Source organism: Luteolibacter sp. LG18, assembly GCF_036322585.1.
GTDB lineage: Bacteria > Verrucomicrobiota > Verrucomicrobiia > Verrucomicrobiales > Akkermansiaceae > Luteolibacter.
In genome coordinates, this window is sequence record NZ_AP024600.1 from 2,554,426 (window position 1) to 2,573,833 (window position 19,408).

General features: G+C 64.5%; 19 protein-coding genes. 12 read left to right on the forward strand and 7 right to left on the reverse strand.

Features of this window, described 5'->3' with window-relative positions:
* The first annotated feature begins 221 nt into the window (after positions 1–221).
* Complete coding sequence (locus tag llg_RS10675) at positions 222–662, forward strand: SRPBCC domain-containing protein (RefSeq protein WP_338289891.1); 441 nt, start codon at positions 222–224, stop codon at positions 660–662.
* A 102-nt stretch (positions 663–764) separates the two neighbouring features.
* Here llg_RS10675 and llg_RS10680 read toward each other — a convergent pair whose 3' ends face one another.
* Both llg_RS10680 and llg_RS10685 read right to left on the reverse strand, forming a co-directional pair.
* Complete coding sequence (locus tag llg_RS10680) at positions 765–1,748, reverse strand: aminopeptidase (protein ID WP_338289892.1); 984 nt, start codon at positions 1,746–1,748, stop codon at positions 765–767.
* A gap of 260 nt (positions 1,749–2,008) precedes the next feature.
* Entirely contained in the window at positions 2,009–3,379 is a 1,371-nt protein-coding gene (locus llg_RS10685) for an IS4 family transposase (protein ID WP_338289894.1), read from the reverse strand.
* A 152-nt stretch (positions 3,380–3,531) separates the two neighbouring features.
* Here llg_RS10685 and llg_RS10690 point away from each other — a divergent pair, with 152 nt between their 5' ends.
* The 4 genes from llg_RS10690 to llg_RS10705 all read left to right on the forward strand — a co-directional run bounded on the left by llg_RS10690 (position 3,532) and on the right by llg_RS10705 (position 7,149).
* The gene (locus tag llg_RS10690; protein ID WP_338289895.1) at positions 3,532–4,527 is read left to right on the forward strand and encodes an FAD-dependent oxidoreductase; all 996 of its coding nucleotides are present in this window, start codon (positions 3,532–3,534) and stop codon (positions 4,525–4,527) included.
* Positions 4,527–5,123 carry a class I SAM-dependent methyltransferase gene (locus llg_RS10695; RefSeq protein WP_338289896.1) on the forward strand — a complete coding sequence of 199 codons (597 nt, stop codon included), beginning with the start codon at positions 4,527–4,529 and terminating at the stop codon, positions 5,121–5,123. The genes llg_RS10690 and llg_RS10695 overlap by 1 nt, the downstream gene beginning before the upstream one ends.
* Positions 5,124–5,153: 30 nt before the next feature.
* Positions 5,154–6,152 (forward strand): transglutaminase-like domain-containing protein, encoded by a 999-nt coding sequence (locus tag llg_RS10700; RefSeq protein WP_338289897.1) that lies wholly within the window; start codon positions 5,154–5,156, stop codon positions 6,150–6,152.
* A gap of 79 nt (positions 6,153–6,231) precedes the next feature.
* Positions 6,232–7,149 carry an alpha/beta fold hydrolase gene (locus tag llg_RS10705; RefSeq protein ID WP_338289898.1) on the forward strand — a complete coding sequence of 306 codons (918 nt, stop codon included), beginning with the start codon at positions 6,232–6,234 and terminating at the stop codon, positions 7,147–7,149.
* Positions 7,150–7,432: 283 nt separating this feature from the next.
* Here the strand turns inward: llg_RS10705 and ndk are convergent, their stop codons facing one another.
* Positions 7,433–7,867 carry a nucleoside-diphosphate kinase gene (ndk, locus tag llg_RS10710; protein WP_338289899.1) on the reverse strand — a complete coding sequence of 145 codons (435 nt, stop codon included), beginning with the start codon at positions 7,865–7,867 and terminating at the stop codon, positions 7,433–7,435.
* A 140-nt stretch (positions 7,868–8,007) separates the two neighbouring features.
* A complete protein-coding gene (locus tag llg_RS10715; RefSeq protein ID WP_338289900.1) occupies positions 8,008–8,790 on the reverse strand; it encodes a hypothetical protein in 783 nt (260 codons plus the stop codon).
* Between the two features lie 47 nt (positions 8,791–8,837).
* Between llg_RS10715 and llg_RS10720 the strand changes: the two genes are divergently transcribed.
* The 7 genes from llg_RS10720 to llg_RS10750 all read left to right on the forward strand — a co-directional run bounded on the left by llg_RS10720 (position 8,838) and on the right by llg_RS10750 (position 14,719).
* A complete protein-coding gene (locus llg_RS10720) occupies positions 8,838–9,233 on the forward strand; it encodes a DUF3147 family protein (protein ID WP_338289901.1) in 396 nt (131 codons plus the stop codon).
* A 184-nt stretch (positions 9,234–9,417) separates the two neighbouring features.
* The gene (locus llg_RS10725; protein WP_338289902.1) at positions 9,418–9,639 is read left to right on the forward strand and encodes a DNA-directed RNA polymerase subunit omega; all 222 of its coding nucleotides are present in this window, start codon (positions 9,418–9,420) and stop codon (positions 9,637–9,639) included.
* A 25-nt stretch (positions 9,640–9,664) separates the two neighbouring features.
* Positions 9,665–10,135 (forward strand): SsrA-binding protein SmpB, encoded by a 471-nt coding sequence (gene smpB, locus llg_RS10730; RefSeq protein ID WP_338289904.1) that lies wholly within the window; start codon positions 9,665–9,667, stop codon positions 10,133–10,135.
* A 525-nt stretch (positions 10,136–10,660) separates the two neighbouring features.
* Complete coding sequence (gene rpsO, locus llg_RS10735; RefSeq protein ID WP_338289906.1) at positions 10,661–10,912, forward strand: 30S ribosomal protein S15; 252 nt, start codon at positions 10,661–10,663, stop codon at positions 10,910–10,912.
* Positions 10,913–11,115: 203 nt separating this feature from the next.
* Entirely contained in the window at positions 11,116–13,257 is a 2,142-nt protein-coding gene (locus tag llg_RS10740; protein ID WP_338289907.1) for a polyribonucleotide nucleotidyltransferase, read from the forward strand.
* Positions 13,258–13,393: 136 nt separating this feature from the next.
* Complete coding sequence (locus llg_RS10745) at positions 13,394–13,717, forward strand: hypothetical protein (protein ID WP_338289908.1); 324 nt, start codon at positions 13,394–13,396, stop codon at positions 13,715–13,717.
* An 84-nt stretch (positions 13,718–13,801) separates the two neighbouring features.
* A complete protein-coding gene (locus llg_RS10750) occupies positions 13,802–14,719 on the forward strand; it encodes a DUF2167 domain-containing protein (protein WP_338289909.1) in 918 nt (305 codons plus the stop codon).
* Between the two features lie 174 nt (positions 14,720–14,893).
* On the opposite strand, the gene llg_RS10755 is transcribed toward llg_RS10750, so the two are convergent.
* The 3 genes from llg_RS10755 to llg_RS10765 form a co-directional block, all read right to left on the reverse strand.
* Entirely contained in the window at positions 14,894–15,439 is a 546-nt protein-coding gene (locus llg_RS10755) for a hypothetical protein (RefSeq protein WP_338289910.1), read from the reverse strand.
* A 135-nt stretch (positions 15,440–15,574) separates the two neighbouring features.
* Positions 15,575–17,383, reverse strand: coding sequence for an acyl-CoA dehydrogenase family protein (locus llg_RS10760; protein ID WP_338289911.1), 1,809 nt, complete (start codon positions 17,381–17,383; stop codon positions 15,575–15,577).
* On the reverse strand, positions 17,380–19,344 hold the full coding sequence (locus llg_RS10765; RefSeq protein ID WP_338289912.1) for a 3-hydroxyacyl-CoA dehydrogenase NAD-binding domain-containing protein: 1,965 nt from the start codon (positions 19,342–19,344) through the stop codon (positions 17,380–17,382). The genes llg_RS10760 and llg_RS10765 overlap by 4 nt, the downstream gene beginning before the upstream one ends.
* Positions 19,345–19,408 lie beyond the last annotated feature (64 nt).

Genomic DNA, 19,408 nt, shown 5'->3' on the forward strand with positions numbered 1-19,408 from the left:
CATCTGCAATGACAAAAGTTTATGTTGGTGTGACCAAAGTGGAACTTTGATTGAAGTGTGAATGAGGGTGTTTCATGAAATCTTGGAAGATGTGTTATTTGCTTGTCGAGTGGCCGGAATCGGCTCAAATTCGGCCAGATCCGGTCGATTTGAGTGGGCTTTCGTTTCGCGAAGGGGAAGCTGTGACGGATCATTGCCATCGCTCTATCGGGGAAATCGTCATGAATGCCCTTCCGACCGTGAAAATCGTCCGTCGTTACCAAGCTCCCGCCGAGCAGGTGTTCGATGCCTGGCTGGACCCGGCGCTGCTGGGGCGCTGGATGTTTGGCCCGGAGGTCCGGGACGAGGAGATCGTCCGGCTTTCGGTCGATGCGAAGGTGGGCGGTTGTTTCTCGTTCGTAGTGCAGCGCGGCGGCCAGGAGATCGATCACGTTGGCCGGTATCTCGAGATCGACCGGCCCTCGCGCCTGAAGTTCACCTGGGGTCTCGTCGGGATGTCGGTGGACGAGAGCTGGGTGACGCTCGACATCGTCGCGGATGGCGAAGGGTGCGAACTGACGCTCACCCATGAGCTCGATCCCGCCTGGGCCGATTATGCGGACCGCACCCGGCAGGGCTGGACGATGATGTGCGGCAAGCTGGCGGAGGTGTTGGAGAAGTAGAGCAAGTTTCCAACTTGCTCATGGAAAGGCGTCCGCTTTCGGGAGGGTTGCGGGTGTCTGAGGACGTGGCGACCGCGAGAAGCGGCAAGTTGCAAACTTGCCCTACTTCTTCAGCTTCCTCACCTCGGTCCAGAATGTCGGAAAATCGCCGTGGCAATCGTGCAGCAGCTTGGTGAACCGCGGCACCTGGTCCTCGTAGGTGGTGAAGGAATTGAGGCGGGCGTTGTTGATCGGATCGTTGATCCACGAGGTGAGGCCGCCGCCCCATTGGCCGCGGAGGGAACGGAGTTCGGTCTTGAGGCGGGCGTATTCGCGGGCCTTGCGCTGGCGTTTCACGGCATCGCCCGCGTCGCTGTCATAGATCGTTTTCAACCGCTCGGACGTGGTGCTGATAGCGGTGCGGGCCTGGGCCAGGCGGCGGAGGCGTTGCTCGTAGTAGGCGACGATGTCGGGCCTGCCGTTCGCGGTGAACCAGCGCCGCACGCTTTCGCGGGCGACGGCTTCGGCCATGCCCTCGTTGAACTTGGTGTCCCCGGTGACGTGGTAGCGGCGGTGGGACAGCTCGTGGAAGATCAGCTCGGCGAGCTCGAGTTCGTCGCGGTCGATGAAGGTGTTCAGCAGGGGATCGCGGAACATGCCGAGGGTGGAGTAGGCGTCGATGCCATCGCACCACGTTTCATAGCCCTGACGATGAAGCTTGGCCTGCTCGGCGTTGGCGTCGGCCTCGTTGAAATAGCCGCGGTAGCTTTGCTTCCCGATCACCGGATACCACCACTGCTTCGCCTCCATCGAAAGCTCCGGCGCGGCATGGATCACCCACACCAGGTGCGGGCGCTGGAGATCCGCGTACATCTCGTAGGCGCCGCCGGAGGGCATGTCGAGGTGGTCGCGGGCGAAGGCGAGGAGCCGGGTGGTGAGCTCGAGTTTCTTCCGCAGCTTCTCGTCGGTGCTGGCGTCGGCTGCGAGACGGCTCACCGGCTGGCGGCGGATCATCACGTCCGCCTGCCCCGCCACGGCCTGGGTGTAGAACTGGATCGTGCTGCACGAGGCCAGCAGGAGCGGGAGCAGGGCGAGGAGAAGGCGCACGGCGTCCACTCTAACCTCATTTTGGAAGACGCCAAGGAGGAGGCGTTGAGCCTTTAGGCGAGGAGGGTCTTCCGGGAGGCGGAGGCTGGAGAGATTTGAGCCGCAAAGAGGCGCAAAAATCGCAAAAGGAAAGAGCTGGAGGCCGTGGAATGGGCTCCGGACCGCCCGTCTTCTCTTCCTGAAAAACTGAACACTGCAAACCAGCAAACTCTCCAGCCTCCGCCTCCCGGAAGACCCTCCTCGCCTAAAACCCAATGCCGTTAAGGATTGTCCAGCGAGATGCTGTAAATCAATGGCATCGAGGTGGGCGTTCTCATTTTGGGCCAGTCTTTGACCGGTTGTCTCACCGCCCGCTGGCAACTCCGTGGCTTGCGTTTCGGGATCACCGCCGTTTCGGCCAGTTGCGCCAACAGCCGCCGCGCCCATTCCTCCCGTTGGGGATTGCCGATCAGGTCATGGCTCAGTTCAAAGGCCCGGCTCAGCGCCATCGTCCCCTCCAGCACCTGCGCGTAGCTGATCCGCAACACCTCCACTCCCGCGTGATCCGCCACCGCGGCCCGCTGCGCGGCGATCAACGACGCCCCCATCAACCGCGCCAACACTTCCTGGGCCGCGCTTTCCGGCGTCTGCGCGTCGAGCGCCTTGCCGCGCGGGCCCAACGATTCCTTCAGTTCGCGGAAGAACAGTTCCTGCTCCCAGCGCCGGGCGTAGAGCTCCACGAGTTCGAGGGCCGGATACCGTTGCTCGTCGAGCAGCGAGGTCCACAACCGGATCTTCACCGACTTGCCTCCCGCCGCGAGAGTCAAGGTCGCGCGGATCTCCCGGGCTGCCAGATATCCCTGTTTGCGACGGGTGGCCGGGTCTCTCACCGGCAGATCGACCAGGCTCGAGCCATCGGCCAGACGGTCCTTCACCACCACCTTGATGTTGTCCTTCACCCGGACCAGGTAGTGGCTGCCGGCGGACTCAAGCCGCGGCTGCAGGTCCCACAGCAGCCAGGGAGAGCCGAACAGACGGTCGGCCAACAGCAGCGAACGGGCAGGCAATTCGCGCGAGGCGAAGAGTTCCCGGGCCAGCGTCATCTCTCCTTCGCCTTGCCATCCGAGGGTGGCGGCCAGCGGTTGGTGCTGGCCGAGTTCCACTAGGACGACGGCGAGGAGCTGGGCAAAGGCGGGCTGGCCGTTGCCCTTGCTGTTCCTCCGCTTGTGTGCCTCGCGGTTGATCGCTCCGGTGTTGCGCAGGTTGAAGCGGGTGCCATCCACGGCCACGAGGCGCAGGCCTTGGTGGAAGGCCTCGGGATGCCGCTCCTTCTCGGCGAGTGGCCGGAGGATGGCGGGAAGGGCCTCGGCGAGGAGCTTCCAGCCGATGGATTGGCCGCGCTGGCTCAGGGCGCTGTCGGAGAGGGAGATGCCGGTGATCTGTTTCACGTGGGTGGCGAAGGTTCCAGCCCGGGCAAGCGCGTGGTGAACGCGCGCCATGAGCCACTGCCACGAGGAGAGCTTGCGGGCTCCGCGGCGACGAGGCCCATGTGCCGCGAAAAGCCTGAAGCAGGCCTCCGGCGGGAACAGCCACTTGAAGTGCTCCTTGAAATCACCCGTGAATGGGACGCCGGAGAGGGATGGGTTTGGCACCGGGGCAGACAACCCGCTTGCTCCGGGCCGTACAGTAAAATCGAAATCCAAGGACTTACATCGATTCACTTAACGGCATTGGCCTAAAGGCTCCACTCCTCGACAGGACCGGCTTGAAAATGTCCTTAGTGGCGGCGAACTTGCCGTTCCTCATGAGCGCGCCCCACCGGATCATCGGCCAAGGCCTCGCCGGCACCTGTCTGGCGTGGGCTTTCCACGACCGCGGCGTACCCTTCGAAATCGTCGATCGCGAGAACGGCGGTAGCTCGCGGGTGGCCGCGGGGATGATCAATCCGGTGACCGGGAAGAACTTCCAGCCGTCGTGGCGGATCGCGGAATTCATGCCGGAGGCCGTGGACTTCTACCAGCGGTTGGAAGTGCGGCTCGGCGGGGTGTTCTGGCATCCGCTGCCGGTGTTGCGCCTGGCGTCCAGCGCCGCCGATTGGGACAAGATCCGGGGCAAGCTGGAGGACCCCGAGGTATCGCCGTGGGTGGCGGGTGAGGTTCCGCCGCCGGACGACCGCTGGGTGGCCGCGGTGGAGCTGAAAGGTGGCGGTCGCCTCGATGTGCCCGGTTTTCTCCAGGCCTCCCGGGAGTTTTTCTCTGCGCTGGGGGTTTATCGCCAGGCTGAGGCCGATCCTGCCTCGCCGGAGGATGCCCGTGGTATCTGGTGCGAAGGGGCGACCGGCTTGATCGCAGGCCGCCCCGGCCAACATCGTTGCGCCAAGGGCGAGATACTTACCCTGCGGGCCGATGGTTGGGATGAGCCTCATATCCGTGTCGCGGACGGCGGGTGGCTGATCCCGCTGGGCGATGGGATTTTCAAAGCGGGCGCGACCTACGTGTGGGACGTGCTCGATGCCACGCCGACGGAGAAGGGGCGGCGGCAGGTCGAGGAAATCGCGCATCGGCTAGCCCCTGGGCCGTTTGAGGTGATCGGCCACGATGCCGGGGTGCGACCGATCCTGCGTCGCAGCCAACCCCTGATTGGACCGCTGGGTGAGGGCTGGTTTTTCAACGGCCTGGGGTCGAAGGGTTCGCTCTACGCGCCGGGAGTCGCTCGGCGTCTGGCGGAGTGGATACTGGATGGCGTGGAGCCCGATCCGGATCTCGACCTGCGCCGGTTCCTCGCCTCCGTGAAACATTGATGACGACTCCCGATCATGCGTCCGGTTGGGCGAACCCGCCCCGACCGACCGAGCTGGCCCACCGGCTGTTGGAGGGCGTATTGAAGCCGGGCGACCACGCCATCGACGCGACCTGTGGCAATGGCCACGACACTTTGTTTCTCGCCCGTCAGGTGGGAGCTGCCGGACGAGTGCTGGCCTTCGATGTGCAGGCGGCCGCGATCGGATCGGCGCGGCATCTGGTGGAGGAGTATGGCGTGGGCTCGCAGGTGTCCTTTGTGCTCGAATCCCACGCCCGCTTGGCGGAGCACACGGCTCCCGGTGCGTGCGCTGCGGTGATGTTCAACCTCGGCTATCTGCCCGGTGCCGACCGGGAGGTGATCACCCGCTCGGAGGAAACGCTGCCCGCGCTGGCGGCGGCCACGGTCGCGCTGCGGCCGGGCGGTTGGCTGTGTGTCGTTTGCTACCCCGGCCATCGCGGCGGGGACGATGAGGCGGCGGAGGTCGAGCGCTGGATGGAGGGATTGACGCCTTCCGGTTGGCGGGTGGCCCGCTACGGCATGCTCGGCACACGGAAACCCGCGCCGTTTCTGTTGGTGGCGGTGAAGCCGGGTTGACGGGCGGTCGCGGGTCGGGAGAATCGCGTCATGTTTCGTTTGTGCTGGGTCTTCGGGAGTTTGGGGCTGGCGGGAATCTGCCGCTTGTCCGCTGGGAATGCCGTGCCTGCGGCGGGTGAGGTCGTTTCCTTTCCGTGGCAGAAGGCGGGCTCGCCTCCAGCGGAGATCCAGGCCGCGTTCGTGGCCCCGGAGACCTTCCTCGATGAAGAGCACCCGGCGTGGCGTGCGGAGATGCTGCGGCGGTTTGCCCCGGTGGTGAAGGACTGCAAGACCCGGCGCGAGGCGATCCTGGCGGTGGCGGAGCAGGCGGCGAAGGTGTGCGGTACCCGCTACACCACCGAGCGGCGGGCCCCGAATCAATCGGCGATCGAGTCGATGGAATCCGGGAAAGCCAGTTGCACCGGGCTTTCGATCCTGCTGGCCGCGGCCTATCGATCGGTGGGCATCCCGGCCCGGCTCGCGGGGGTGGGGGAATGGGGCGACCGCCCCGGCAACCACACGTGGGTGGAGGTGTGGGACGACGATGGCTGGCACTTTGTGGAATATTACCCGGACAAGAAGGGGCTCGATGCCGGTTGGATTCTCGATCCCATCCTGCGGCTCGACGCGAAAAACCCGCGCTCGCGGGTGATGGCGGTGGACCCGACGGGTGGGCTGAGTTTCTTCCTGGCGTGGGATCCATCCAACCAAGCGATCCACGCGGTCGACCGCACCGCGGACTATCTCAAGATCGCCGAGCGTCAGGGGCTGGTGAAGAGCGAGTCGGTGACGGACTGCTCCGCGGCGACGGCGGTGTTCGAGTGCCGGGACAAGGCCGGAACCCGGGTGGCGGTGGCGTTCAAGGTGATGGAGGGCGACCGCGAGGTGTTCTCCGGCAAGACCCCCGGTCCGCTCGATGACCTGAACAACGCGCCCCGCACCGGCCTGACTCCCGGTCATGCCTATACGGTTACCTACGCGGACGATAAGGTGCTCCCTCTCACCCCGAAGGTGGGTCCGCCAGCCACCGTGGTGCTGTCGTTGGAATAACGGGTCCGGTTTCCACCGGGGGGAGCGGGTTGACGGGCAGCGGGAAAGGCGCATGATGTCCTTTGTGCGTGCAATCCGGATGTTGGCCGCTTGGGCGGTGGGAATCGCCCCGTTGCTGGCGGCGGATCCCGCGCCGCGCCCGCAGCCGAAAAGTCCGCGCGAACTCATTCATGAGTTGAGCCGTGATCCGAACGGCGATTGGGCGACCGTGGCCCGCGCCTTCCTGGGCAAGAATGGCGGCAACTCGCTGTTTTACTACCCCACCCGGGATACGGCGGAAACCCCCGCCACCTGGGGCTGGAAGTTCGAGAACGTGTGGTTCAAGTCCGCCGATGGCACCCGGCTGCACGGCTGGTTCCTCCCGGCGGGAGGCAAGACCACGAAGGGCACGATCGTGTTTTCCCACGGCAATACCGGTGCGATGGGCTACCACCTCGGCTTCGTGTCGTGGCTGCTGCCGGAGGGCTTCAATGTGCTGGTGTTCGATTACCGCGGTTTCGGCAGCTCCGGTGGAGTGCCGGTCCGGCATGGCATGATCGAGGATGTCCGGGCCGCCTTCGACTATGTGCGGACCCGCCGCGATATCGACGTGAACCGGATCGTCTCGATGGGCCACAGCCTGGGGGCCTCGAAATCCATCACCGCGTTGGCGGAAAAGCCGATTCCGGGGGTGCGGGCGATCGTCAGCGACAGCGGATTCGCCTCCTACACCGGCATGGCGGATGCCATCGCGGGCAAGGTCGGCACCGGCGTGGTCAGCGATGAATGGTCGCCGAAGGACTGGGTCGCGAAGCTGGCGCCGCTGCCCTTGCTGGTGATCCATGGCACCGATGACGAGGTGGTGCCGTTTGCTCAAGGGCAGCAGCTTTTCGCCGCCGCCGCGGCCCCGAAGACCATGTTCACCGTGCAGGGCGGACACCACGGCAATTCGCTGTGGCGGAACAACGGCGAGTACCGGAAGAAGATGCTCGAGTGGCTCGCCACGGCCATGAAGTGAAGGAGTTGAGGCTTCAGCCGAGGAAGGTCTTCCGGGAGGCGGAGGCCTGAAAGTTTGCTGGTTTGCAGTGTTCAGTTTTCAGGAAGAGCAGACGAACTTTCGTCGAGCCTCTGCCCGGACTCCCAACTCTTCCTTTTGCGATTTTTGCGCCTTTTGCGGCTAAAATCTCTCCCTACTCCGCCTCCTCGGAAGACCTTCCTCGCCTAAAGGCTCCTCTCCTTACGCAAAAACGGCGCACGGGAAACCCATGCGCCGTTTGCTGGAAAAATGAACCGGAGGCGGATCAGGCGATCACTTCGCCTTCGTTGAAGAAGCGCTTCAGCTCGGCCTCGGCGGCTTCGACGGAGTCGGAGGCGTGGCAGACGTTGCGCATCTTGGCGTCGCTGTCCTTGAAGCCGAAGTCACCGCGGATGGTGCCGGCGGCGGCCTGGGTGGAATCGGTCGGGCCGAGGAGGTCGCGGACGCGGGCGATCACGTCCTCGCCTTCGAGGGCGAGGGCGACGACCGGGGCTTCCTGCATGAACTCGCGGACGGACGGGAAGAACGGCTTGTCGGCGATGTGGGAGTAGTGCTCGGCGAGGATCTCATCGCTGAGGGCGAGCACCTTGAGGCCGCGGATGCGGAAGCCTTCCTTCTCGAAACGGGAAAGAACGGTGCCGACGATCTTTTTCTCAACGGCGTCGGGCTTGAAAAGAATCAGTGTGGTCTCAAGAGACATGCGGGGGAGTTAGGAGCCGGAGTCCTGACTGACAAGCATTTAAACCAGAATCCCAAGTCCCTGATCCTCTTTCGGGCGGAGGCCCTTTCTCTTGTCTGGGTTCTGGACTCTGGAATCTGGGCTCTCGGCATGGCCGTCCATTACAGCGGCCGCCCGTAGGTGTCGCAGCGGTTGTGCCAGCCTTCCTTCCAGCGGACCTCGCCGCGGGCGGGCGGGGAGTTGGCGATGCGGCGGTCGAGCACGCGCTTGGCGGCGGCGGCGAATTCGCTGGCAGAGGCCGCGCCACCGCCGGTATCGCGCATCTCACCAAGCACCTGCATCAGGCCCCAGCCGCGGCCGTTGTAGCGTTCGGAGGTGTTGATGCCCTCGCCCTTGAAGTTCACGTAGTCGATCAGGGCGTAGGTGCCCTGGCCGGTGGTGGCGACCTTGTGGTAGTTCGCCTCGATGCGGGCGCGCTCGCTGGCCGGGGCGGAGGCGAGGATCTTGCCGAGCGCGGCCTTCGAGCGGGAAATGATGAAGTCGGTCTGGAGCGGGACGTTGCCGGTCAGCCACTTGCGCAGGGTGGAGAGGCGCTCGCCGCGGAAATCGGCTTGGAACTGGGCCTTCGAGTTCCACGGGCAATCGGCCAGGGTGGCGACGGCGGGCGGGGTCACGCCGCGGCCCTTCGCGTAGGCGATGAACTGCGGCCAGGTCTCGTTGAAGCGGCCGTTGAAGCCCGCCGGATACCAGATGAAGTGGCCGATGCCGAGGGAGGGGAATTCCTCGCCTGCGTTCCAGGTGGTCAGGCCGTCGACGGTGCCCGCGCATTCGTTTTTCCAAATTTTCTGGCCGATGGCGGCCTTCTGGCCGGCGGTGAGGTCGGCGGAGGCGATCCCGGCGGTGAGGGAAAACACGAACAGGCACAGGGCACGGGCGGCTTGCATGGGCGCACGCTAGATGGTTCTTCGGGGGGCAGCAAGTTCACCCTGCCATGAGTCGATTTCCCTGGGACAAATTCCTCTCCTTCACCCCGATGGATCTGGTGAAGCTCATCGTCACCGCCTTGATCATCGTGGTGGTCACCAAAATCCAGGTCGTAAACGATCGCCTCTCCGCCCTGTTGATCGCGCTGCCCTTCACCTCGCTGGTGGCGATGTGCTGGATGCAGGCGGAAAAGCAGGGGAACACCCGCATCGCGAACCACTCCGAGGGCACTTTCTGGTTCGTGCTGCCGACCCTGCCGATGTTCCTGATCCTGCCGTGGATGTTGCGCAGTGGCTGGAACTTCTGGCTGGCGCTTTTCGCGAACTGCCTGCTGACCATCGGTTTCTTCTGGCTCACGGTGGTCATCCTGCGCCGTTTCGGGATCGATCTGATGCCGAAATGAACCACTGGGGTGGAAAGCCTGATAGAGATTGGGCTTGTCAAAGACCCCGTTTTCTGGTTCATCCCGCCCTCCGGCTGCTTGCCGGATCCATTTTCAATCGAGCGAACACGACCGCGGAATGACTCCGGACAACATCATCCCTTTCGAGTCGCCGCGTCCGCATTCCCGATTCCCCGGCCTACCCATGAAAAGCGACCTTGTCGACAAAGCTGCTGAGATCGTGACCGATCCCCTCGTTCTGGTGAACCTCGTTTCCCAGCGCGTCCGCCAGCTGAACAGCGGCCGTTCGCCGCTGATCCCGACCCGCCCGAGCATGGGTGCCGCCGATATCGCCCTCCAGGAGATCATCGAAGGTAAGATCAAGCTCGGCGAGAAGAAGAAGGAAGAGGAAGTCATCGCCGAGTGAACCGCGGCGCAGGCTGCTTGCGATCATGAGCGTGCGCGGGAGCGGGGAAATCTCGACCAACCGGAAAGCCGGGCGGGATTTCCATATCTCGGACAAGTTCGAGGCTGGCATCGAGCTGAAAGGCACCGAGGTCAAATCGATCCGTGCCGGGAAGATCAACGTTTCCGACGCCTTCGCCCGTGTCGAGAAGGGCCAGGTGTTCCTCTACGGTTGCAATATCCAGCCTTGGGAGACCGCCGCGGAGTGGTTCAACCACACCGCCCAGCGCCCCCGCCGCCTGTTGCTCCACAAGCAGGAAATTTTCAAACTGGAGCAGGCGATGGCCCTCCAGGGCTGCACCCTGCCGCTGCTGCGGATGTATTGGAAGGACCGCCGCGTGAAGGTGGAAATCGGCATCGGCAAGGGCAAGACCCACTCCGACCAGCGCCACGACCTGAAGAAGAAGGTCGAACTGCGCGAGGCCCAGCGCGAGATCCAGCGGTTCAATCGGAAATAAGTTTGCGGGTTGCTGGTTTTCAGTTTTCAGGGAAGGGTCGCTGTGCGACTCCTTTGATATGAGTGGGTCGCGGGCCATGTTGGTGTCGTTGTCGATCGTGGGTCTCGCGATGGCGGTGGTCGCGGGGCTGGGAAATCCATTCGCGGAATTCTGCACGACCAAGGCCTACGGATGGCCGTTTCCCTGGCGCATCGACTATTGCCCATGTGAAGGCGGGAAGACGGCCTTTCCGGTTTCCAGTGTGGTGGGGAATGCCGGGGTATTGTTGGTTGGCGGATTTTTGGGTGCGTGCGCCATTAAGGGCCGCGGGTGTCGCAGCGGGCATTGACCAAGGAGTAGGGACATTCCTGTCCCGTTTTCCAAATCCACCCAGCTTTGCTGGCAAGAATTTCCAAGAACGGGACAAGAATGTCCCTACTCCTTGGGGCCGAAAGTACTTGCCAAGTCCCCCTGCGAGCGGTTACCTCCCCGCCCGAACTCCAACGAGGACGGCCCGGCATCCGCTGGACCCATCCGTTTACGATCATGAGCACCATCAATCTGAAGGACTATCAAGTCCACGACAAAGACACCGGCAGCGCCTCCTATCAGGCCGCCCTCCTCACGCAGCGCATCCAGCACCTGACGATCCACCTGAACGCCAACACGAAGGACTTCTCGTCCCGCCGCGGCCTTCTGAAGATGGTGTCCCAGCGCCGCAAGCTTCTGGACTACCTCAAGGGTGAGTCCGAAGAGCGTTACCAGCAGGTCATCCAAGGCCTCGGTCTCCGCCGCTAACTTTCGCGCCAACAGCCACCCGGGCAACCGGGTGGCTGTTCCGCTAAACAGGGCTGGCACCACAAAGAAAACGCCGCCCTGCCCGGACAACGATCCGCTCCCAATCCGCCATCCGCGGAACTTCCCGGGAGCCGTCCGGACCCAAGACCCCCGCGTGGCACGGTGCCCCGCGGGTTTGATGCAAAAAGAAGAAACGAACGAATATGAATATTCACTCCATCACGGCCGAAGTCGGCTCCAACCCGATTACGATCGAAACCGGCAAACTTGCCAAACTCGCCGACGGTGCCGTTACCGTCCGCTCCGGTGACACCATCATCCTCGTCACCGCCGTCTCCGCCACCAAGGTGAAGGACGGTCAAACCTGGTTCCCCCTTTCCGTCGAGTATAAGGAAAAGGCCTCCGCCGCCGGCGTGTTCCCGGGTGGCTACTTCAAGCGTGAAGGCCGTCCGACCGAGAAGGAAATCCTCACCTGCCGCATGACGGACCGCCCGCTGCGTCCGCTGTTCCCGAAGGGTTACTTCTACGACACCCAGATCGTCGCCATCCTCCTCAGCGCGGACGCGATCAACGACGCCGACATCCTCTCGATGAACGGTGCTTCCGCCGCCCTCTGTCTTTCCGACATCCCGTTCGCCGGCCCGATCGGCGCGGTGCGCGTCGGCCGCGTCGATGGCCAGTTCGTCATCAACCCGACCTTCGACGAGCGCGAGAACAGCGATCTCGACCTCGTTTACGTGGGTAACAAGACCGACGTGATCATGATCGAAGGTGCTGCCGACGAACTTCCGGAAGAGGAGTTCGTGAAGGCCCTTCACTTCGCCCAGGAAGCCGTCCAGAAGCTGGTGGCCGTCCAGGAAGAGCTCGTCCGCCTCGCCGGCAAGCCGAAGCGCGATTACACCCCGGTGCTCGCCAAGGAGAACCTCCTCGAGATCGCCTACGAAATCGCCGGCGACCGCATCGAAGGTGCCATCTACGCCCCGACCAAGGTCGAGCGCGCGAAGAAGGTCGGCGCCCTCCGCGACGAAGTCGAAGCCGCGATCAAGGAGCGCGCTCCGGAAGCCACCGCGTTCGACGTCGAGCAGGCGTTCGAATACCTCCAGAAGAAGGCCTTCCGCATCTCCATCATGGAGAAGGGCCTCCGCGCCGACGGCCGCAACCCGAGCCAGCTCCGCAACCTGTATGCCGAAGCCAACGTGCTGCCGCGCGTCCACGGTTCCGCCATCTTCTCCCGCGGTGAGACCCAGGCCCTCGCCATCGCGACCCTCGCGCCGGGCGATGAGAAGCAGTTCATCGACAACTACGCCGGTGGCGAGAGCGAGAAGCGCTTCATCCTTCACTACAACTTCCCTCCGTTCTCCGTCGGTGAAACCGGCCGCATGGGTGGCCTGAACCGCCGCGAAATCGGCCACGGCGCGCTCGCCGAGCGCTCGATCCAGCCGGTGCTGCCGCACCCGGACGAGTTCCCCTACGCGATCCGCGTGTCCTCCGAAGTGACCGAGTCGAACGGCTCGACCTCGATGGCCACCGTGTGCTCCGGCACCATGTCGCTCCTCAGCGCCGGTGTCCCGCTCATCCGCCCGGTCGCCGGTATCTCCGTGGGTCTCGTCACCGAGTTCAACGAAGCCGGTGCCATGGAGAAGTACATCCCGCTGCTCGACATCATCGGCAGCGAGGACTTCTACGGTGACATGGACTTCAAGCTCTGCGGCACCAGCCACGGTGTCACCGGCTACCAGCTCGACCTGAAGCTCCCGGGTATCCCGCTCTCGATCCTCGCGGAAGCCGTGACGATCGCGAAGAACGCCCGCACGCCGATCCTTGAGAAGATGGCCGAGGCCATCCCGGCCCACGGCGAGCTCAGCCCGCACGCCCCGCGCATCGTCTCGATCAAGATCCCGGCGGATCGCATCGGCGAGCTCATTGGGCCTGGCGGCAAGAACATCAAGGGCATCCAGGCCGAGTCCGGCGCGGAAGTCAGCATCGAAGACGACGGCACCGTGCGCATCTACGCCTCCAAGCAGGAAGGCCTCGACCGCGCGAAGTCGCTCATCGAGCGCATGTTCCAGGAAATCGAAGTCGGCAAGGTCTACACCGGCAAGGTCGTCAGCATCACCGCCTTCGGCGCCTTCATGGAAGTGCTCCCGGGCAAGGACGGCCTCGTCCACGTCTCCGAGCTGGCCGAAGGCCGCACCGAGAACGTCGAGGACATCGTCAAGAAGGGCGATCTCATCACCGCCAAGTGCATCGGCGTTGATGAGAAGGGCCGCGTGAAGATGAGCCGCCGCGCTTACCTCCGCGACCAGAAGGCCGAGCAGGTTGAAGCCGCTCCGGCCGAAGCCTGATCGCTTCTGATCCATTGATTCCCACGAACGCCCGGGCCGGAAACGGTCCGGGCGTTTTGGTTCGTAGGAGGGCGATTGGAATGGAGGGCGTGTATTGCACTGTTCCGGCCATCATCCCGCTGGATAACGTTTCCTCATGATCCGCTGTGCCGATCAACTCATCGCCTCGCGCAAGCAAGAGATGAAGCGGATGATTCCGTTCATCCTCCTGTTCATCGGGGTGACCCTGGTGTTTCCCAAGGCCGGGCCTTGGGTGATAATTCCGATGATGGTGGTGGCGGGCGGATTCAGCCTGGCCCGGCACAGGGAGATCGAGAGGATTCCCTGCCCGTCGTGTGACGGGCCATGCCGCATGGAGACGGACCGGGCGTCGGTCATGAAATTCACCTGTGAGGCCTGCGGTGAAACCCATGACTCCGATTGCGTATACTACCGTGGTGTGCCGCGGCGGAGATTCTGATGTGACGAAGCCGTCGCGATGCAATTCGCATGACATGACTTCCGAGGCTTCCCAAATCCGTGGGGGACTGCTAGGTCGCGGCGCATGATGAAACGTTTGCTCACGTCCTTGGCCGCGATGGTCCTGGGGTGCATGATGGTGTCGCAGGCTGGTGCGCAGGAGCCCGGTGCCGGGGGAATGTCCGAGGCCCGCAAGAAAGAGATCCTCGCGTGGCTGGACGGGGTGAAGTTCCAGACCGGTGAGATTCCGGTCGGCACGGTGGCGAAGGCGAAGGTGCCGGAGGGCTACAAGTATCTGAACCCCACGGATGCCGGGAAATACCTGACCTATCTGGGCAATCCTCCCGCGCCGGTGCTCGGGATCCTTTTGCCGAAGGGCTCGGAGTTGTTTGGCGAGGACGGCTGGTTCGTGGTGCTGGAGTATGAAAAGGACGGCCACGTGAAGGACGACGACGCGGCGAAGATCGACTACAGCGATCTGTTGTCGGACATGCAGAAGGGCACCCGCGAGCACAATTCCCAGCGGATCAAGGAGGGTTATCCGGCGGTGGAGCTCGTCGGTTGGGCGGAGCCGCCCCACTACGACGGGTCCAGCCACAAGCTCTACTGGGCCCAGGATCTCAAATTCCAAGGTGCCGAAGGGGAGAATTCGCTGAACTATAACATCCGCATGCTCGGTCGTGAAGGGGTTCTGGTGGCGAACGCCGTTGGCGGCATCCACGATCTGCCAGCGATCAAGGCCGCCACTCCGGACATTCTCTCGATGGTCGATTTCACCCCGGGCAACCGTTACGAGGACTACAACTCGAAGACCGACCACACCGCGGAATACGGCATCGCCGGCCTGATCGCGGGTGCGGCCGGTCTCAAAGTGGCGGCGAAGCTCGGGATTTTCGCGTTGATCGCGAAGAAGGCCGCGGTGCTGTGGAAGCCGATCGCCATCGCCCTGGCCGCCATTGCCACGCGCTTCAAGAAGCTCTTCGGCCGCAAGAGCGAGGCTTGAGGAGTGCATCCTCATTCCGCGCGCGTCCGTGGAGTAGAGGAACTGGTGACAGTTCCGGCTGGGCAATCGCGCCATTATCTTCCGACTTTGTTGCTTTGGAGCTATCCGGGGGAGATTCTGGATCCCGAAGGGATCGCGGCTACCGGGGCTGTCATCCCTTTCGGGATGCAGAGTTCAAGAGGTATGAGACCCAGGGTCGTGGACCCTGGGCTGGTATGGGCCGTCCCGTTGGGACGGAGATGGGAGCCTCCGGGTTCCCCGCAGGGGAATGAGTCCGCAGGCCTCCATTTCCAATGGAGCCGCCGCGTAGCCTTCCGTGAGGCACTCGAAGAGATAACGCCGCAGGAAGGGCGCGATGCCGCCGAGTCGCTCGAACTGCGCCACGTGGTGCAATTCGTGGCGGATCAGGTCCATGGACTGATGGGTGGCGAAGATGCCATGGCCCAGCGTCATGCCGGTGGGTTCAAACACCGGCAACCCACACCGACGGGCGAGCCGCACCATCCAGGGCGGCACCGGCGCGGGGATCGGATCCAGGTGGAGGATGCGCACGCGATCGGGACGGATGACGCCCAGTTCCGCGGCCATGGCGTGCTCCGGTGCGCTGAGTGGTCGGCCTTCGCGCAGGATGCGGCGTTCCTGGTGTGCGGCCCACGGCGTCACCGCCAAGGTGAGGGCGTCGGCGAGGACGCGGGCGGGGAGGTGTTGGGGAGTTGGCACAGTGTAGCCGGAAGCTCCAGCTTTCGGAATGTATCCGCCAGCTCCAGTTGGCGGTGGCGGATAGGCCGAACGATCTCCACTCCCGCAGAGGGAAAGCTGGAGCTTCCCCCTACGTTCTGAAAGCAGAGCTTTCAGCTACCCCAGCAAACTCTTCGCCAGCGCGTAGCCGCGGGAGTCCGTTTCCTGCGCGTGGCCGTGCAGCAGGATGCCCACCCGCTGCGCGCCGCGGGTGCAGATGTAGTCGGCGGTGGCGATGGCTTTCGAGGCCAGCGGGTGCGTCGGATCATCCTTCACCGCGTGGGCGTAGCCACAGGAGCAGGCCATCGCCAGCAGCTCGGCTCCGGCATCGACGAGGCGGGCGAGCAGCATCTGCTTCTTCTCCAGCTTCGGCCCGTTGAGGATCATCGCGTGGAAGATCGAGCGGCTGAGGCTGCGGCTGAGCGAGGCGGTTTTGCGGAGGTGGTAGCGCAGTTTCGGATCGAGGTCGTGCGGCAGCGGGCTGTGGATCGGCAGCAGGCGGCCCGTGTACCAGCCCGCGTAGAACACCCCGGCCTTCGCGGCCACGGTGAGTCGTTCACCGATCGGCTTGCGGCTGTCGATCGCGTCCGCGCCGCGGCGCAGGTGAGGGTCGAGCATCTCACGCGCGATAAAGAGGTGCATGATCTCGGTCGAGCCCTCGAAGATCGTGTTGATGCGGCTGTCGCGCAAGAAACGCTCCACCGGCTCGGCGGGCTCACCCCGGTTGCGGAGCGAGTCGGCGGTTTCAAAGCCGCGGCCGCCGCGGAGCTGGAGCGTCTGGTCGGCGGCGCGCCAACCGGCCTCGGTGCCCCACAGCTTTGCCAGCGCGGCCTCGAGCCGGATGTCGGCGGAATGGTCGGCATCGACCAGCGCGGAGGCGTAGCGGACCAAGGCCTCGGTGGCGAAGGCATCGGCGGCGATGTCGGCGAGCTTTGCGGCGATGGCGGCGTGTTTGCCGATCACCTGGCCCCATTGCTCGCGGGTCGAGCACCACTGGCGGGAGATTTCCAGCAGCCGGTACATCATCCCCGCGCAGGCGGCGGGCAGGGTGAGGCGGCCGGTGTTGAGCGTGCTGAGCGCGACCTTCAGGCCCTTGCCCTCGCCGAGCACGATGTTCTCCGCCGGGATGCGGACGTTGGTGAAACGGATGATGCCGTTGTAGAGCGCCTTTAGGCCCATGAAACGGCAGCGCGTGACGATCTCCACGCCCGGCCAATTCGATTCCACGATGAAGGCGGTGATCGCGCCCGGTTTCTCCGGCGTGGGTGTCTTTGCCATCACGATCATGTGACCGGCTTTCAGCCCGTTGGTGCACCACAGCTTCTCGCCATTGAGGATGTAGTGGTCGCCGTCGCGTTTCGCCTCGGTCTTCATCCGCGCGGGGTCGGAGCCGACATCGTGCTCGGTCAGGGCGAAGGCGGAAACACCGCCGTGGGCGCAGCGCGGGAGATACTTCCGCTTCTGCTCTTCGCTGCCGAACATCAGCAGCGGCTGCGGGATGCCGATCGATTGGTGGGCGCTGAGCAGCGCGGTGAGATTGCCACAGTGGCCGCCCAGCACCATCGCGGCGCGTGAGTAGTTTGTTTGCGAAAGCCCGAGGCCGCCATACTCGGTCGGGATCTTGATCCCGAAAGCGCCGAGGCGCGCCAAGCCATCGAACACCTCCTGCGGGATCTCGCCCTCGCGGTCGATGGCGTCCGGATCGGTGTGGTGCTTCAGGAAATCGCGGAGCGGATCGAGGAAGCCGTCGCCGCGGATGCGATCTTCGCGCGGCTGCATGGGAAACGGGCACACCGGGCTGAAGTCCGCCTTGCCGTCGAAAATCGAGGCGGCGAACCCGCTCAGCTCGCGGGTGTCGCGTGACGATTCGGCGAGTTCCATGGCGGCGCGTTGGCCGCTGCTCATCTTCGAGGTGTCGAGGCTCATGGCGTGATCGGGTTGTCGCGGTGTCGCAGGGGGCCGCCGCGGAAGGGCGGGTAGCCGGTGCCCAAAATCATCGCGAGATCGATCTCGTCCGCGCTGGCGGCCACGCCCTCATCGAGGCAGCGCGAGGCTTCCTCGGTCATGCGGTTGGCGAGGCGCAGCGGCAGCCCTTCCGGGAGGGCGGTGGTGCCGGTGCGGAGTTTGAGCGCGTCGGGGTTCGGCGCGGTCTTCTTGCCTCCATAGGTGTAGAAGCCCGCGCCGCTTTTCTTGCCGAGCAGCCGCTTCTCCACCATCGCTTCGAGAATCGCCGGGACCTTCATGCGGTCGGGGAAGGCAGCGGCCAAGGTTTTCGCCACGTGCAGCGCGACATCGAGGCCGACCTCGTCGATCAGGCGCAGCGGCCCCATCGGCATGCCGAAATCGAGCATCGCCTTGTCCACCACCTCGGGGTCCGCGCCGTTCTCGAACAACACGCCCGCGTCCACCAGGTAGGGCAGCAGGATGCGGTTCACCAGGAAGCCGGGGCGGTCCTTCACCAGCACCGGGCTCTTCGCGATCTGCCGCACCAGCGCGAAGGCGGTGGCGATGGTTTCATCGGAAGTGGTCTCCGCGCGCACGACCTCCACCAGCGGCATGCGGCTGACGGGGTTGAAAAAGTGCAGGCCGACGAGCCGGGCAGGATGGTCAACCACCTCCGCCAGTTCGTGCACCGGCAGTGCCGAGGTGTTTGTGGCCAGCAGGCAATCGGGCCGCACGCGCGACGAAAGATCGCTGAACACGCGGCGCTTGATGAACAGGTCCTCCACCGCTGCCTCGATCACCAGATCGCAGCGGGTGAGCGGAACGCTGCCGCGCACCGGGGTGATGCGGTCGAGCGTGTGCTGTGCCTCCACGCGGGTGATCACATGCTTCTGCACCGCCTGGGAAAGCAGCTTCTCGATCGCCTGCATGCCGCGGGCGAGTGCCGCGTCATCGATGTCCTGGAGCAGCACCGGGTGGCCACGCGAGGCGAGCCAGTGGGCGATGCCGGAGCCCATCACGCCCGCGCCGATCACCGCGACCTGCTCGATGGGTTTCGGCGTGGCGGCCACCGGTTGGTCCTTCTTCGCCTTCTCGTTGAGGAAGAACAGCCGGATCAAGTTGCGTGTCTGCGGCAGCGGCACCAGTTCGAGGATGGCGGCGCGTTCGCGGTCCATGCTCTCCTCGGGCGTGCCGCTGGTGGCGGCGCAAGCCACGGCGAGGGCCTTGGTGGCGCCCGGGTAGTTGCCGCGGGTTTTTTCCTGAAGCGTCTGGGTGGCCTTCTTCGCGATGTAGGCGCGCACCGGCGGCGAATGGAGGAAGGGATAGTGGGCGGCGTGGCGCTTGCCCTTCGCGATGAGTTTCCACGCCTGTTCGACCAGCACCTCCTTCGGCACCACGGCGTCGACGAGACCCTTTCGTCGCGCTGCCTCCGCGGCGTGGAGCTTGCCGCCGAGGATGACGTCGAGCGCCTTGGGCAGCCCGATGCGATTCGGCAGCCGGGTCGAGCCACCCCATGCCGGCAGGATGCCGAGCTGGGTTTCCGGCAGGCCGATCTTGGTGGCCTTGGCGTTGCTGGCGATCCGCCAGTCGCAGGCGAGCGCGAGTTCGTAGCCGCCGCCCGCGCAGGCGCCGTGGATGGCGGCGCAGGTGGGAACGCGCAGCCGCTGGACGCGGTTGAAGACCGATTGGCCGAGGCGGATCAGGCCGTCGAATTCCTCGGGCGAGGCTTTGAGGAATGCGTTGAGGTCCGCGCCCGCGATAAAGATCGACGGCTTCGCCGAAACGATCAGCAGGCCATCCCACGGCGGGCTGTTCTCGACCTCGGCGATCAGGGAGTCGAGTTCGCGGAGCGTGGCAGCGTCGAAGATGTTCGCGGAGGAGCCCTCGCGGTCGAAGGTCAGGATGGCCCGGTCGCCGTCGCGTTGGAGATGGAGGTTGGGCATGGAGATTCCTGTTAGAGTGAAAGGTGTCTCTGGCGGAGGTCGACGATCTGAGGACAGAATTTAC

What these genes read in the sequence shown, in the direction of transcription:
- llg_RS10765 (WP_338289912.1), bottom strand. Translation starts at nt 19,344, where the DNA reads ATGCCCAACCTCCATCTCCAACGCGACGGCGACCGGGCCATCCTGACC.
- ndk (WP_338289899.1), bottom strand. Translation starts at nt 7,867, where the DNA reads ATGTCTCTTGAGACCACACTGATTCTTTTCAAGCCCGACGCCGTTGAG.
- llg_RS10760 (WP_338289911.1), bottom strand. Translation starts at nt 17,383, where the DNA reads ATGAGCCTCGACACCTCGAAGATGAGCAGCGGCCAACGCGCCGCCATG.
- llg_RS10715 (WP_338289900.1), bottom strand. Translation starts at nt 8,790, where the DNA reads ATGCAAGCCGCCCGTGCCCTGTGCCTGTTCGTGTTTTCCCTCACCGCC.
- llg_RS10750 (WP_338289909.1), top strand. Translation starts at nt 13,802, where the DNA reads ATGATGAAACGTTTGCTCACGTCCTTGGCCGCGATGGTCCTGGGGTGC.
- llg_RS10700 (WP_338289897.1), top strand. Translation starts at nt 5,154, where the DNA reads ATGTTTCGTTTGTGCTGGGTCTTCGGGAGTTTGGGGCTGGCGGGAATC.
- llg_RS10725 (WP_338289902.1), top strand. Translation starts at nt 9,418, where the DNA reads ATGAAAAGCGACCTTGTCGACAAAGCTGCTGAGATCGTGACCGATCCC.
- llg_RS10745 (WP_338289908.1), top strand. Translation starts at nt 13,394, where the DNA reads ATGATCCGCTGTGCCGATCAACTCATCGCCTCGCGCAAGCAAGAGATG.
- smpB (WP_338289904.1), top strand. Translation starts at nt 9,665, where the DNA reads ATGAGCGTGCGCGGGAGCGGGGAAATCTCGACCAACCGGAAAGCCGGG.
- llg_RS10690 (WP_338289895.1), top strand. Translation starts at nt 3,532, where the DNA reads ATGAGCGCGCCCCACCGGATCATCGGCCAAGGCCTCGCCGGCACCTGT.
- llg_RS10695 (WP_338289896.1), top strand. Translation starts at nt 4,527, where the DNA reads ATGACGACTCCCGATCATGCGTCCGGTTGGGCGAACCCGCCCCGACCG.
- llg_RS10740 (WP_338289907.1), top strand. Translation starts at nt 11,116, where the DNA reads ATGAATATTCACTCCATCACGGCCGAAGTCGGCTCCAACCCGATTACG.
- rpsO (WP_338289906.1), top strand. Translation starts at nt 10,661, where the DNA reads ATGAGCACCATCAATCTGAAGGACTATCAAGTCCACGACAAAGACACC.
- llg_RS10705 (WP_338289898.1), top strand. Translation starts at nt 6,232, where the DNA reads ATGTTGGCCGCTTGGGCGGTGGGAATCGCCCCGTTGCTGGCGGCGGAT.
- llg_RS10675 (WP_338289891.1), top strand. Translation starts at nt 222, where the DNA reads ATGAATGCCCTTCCGACCGTGAAAATCGTCCGTCGTTACCAAGCTCCC.
- llg_RS10720 (WP_338289901.1), top strand. Translation starts at nt 8,838, where the DNA reads ATGAGTCGATTTCCCTGGGACAAATTCCTCTCCTTCACCCCGATGGAT.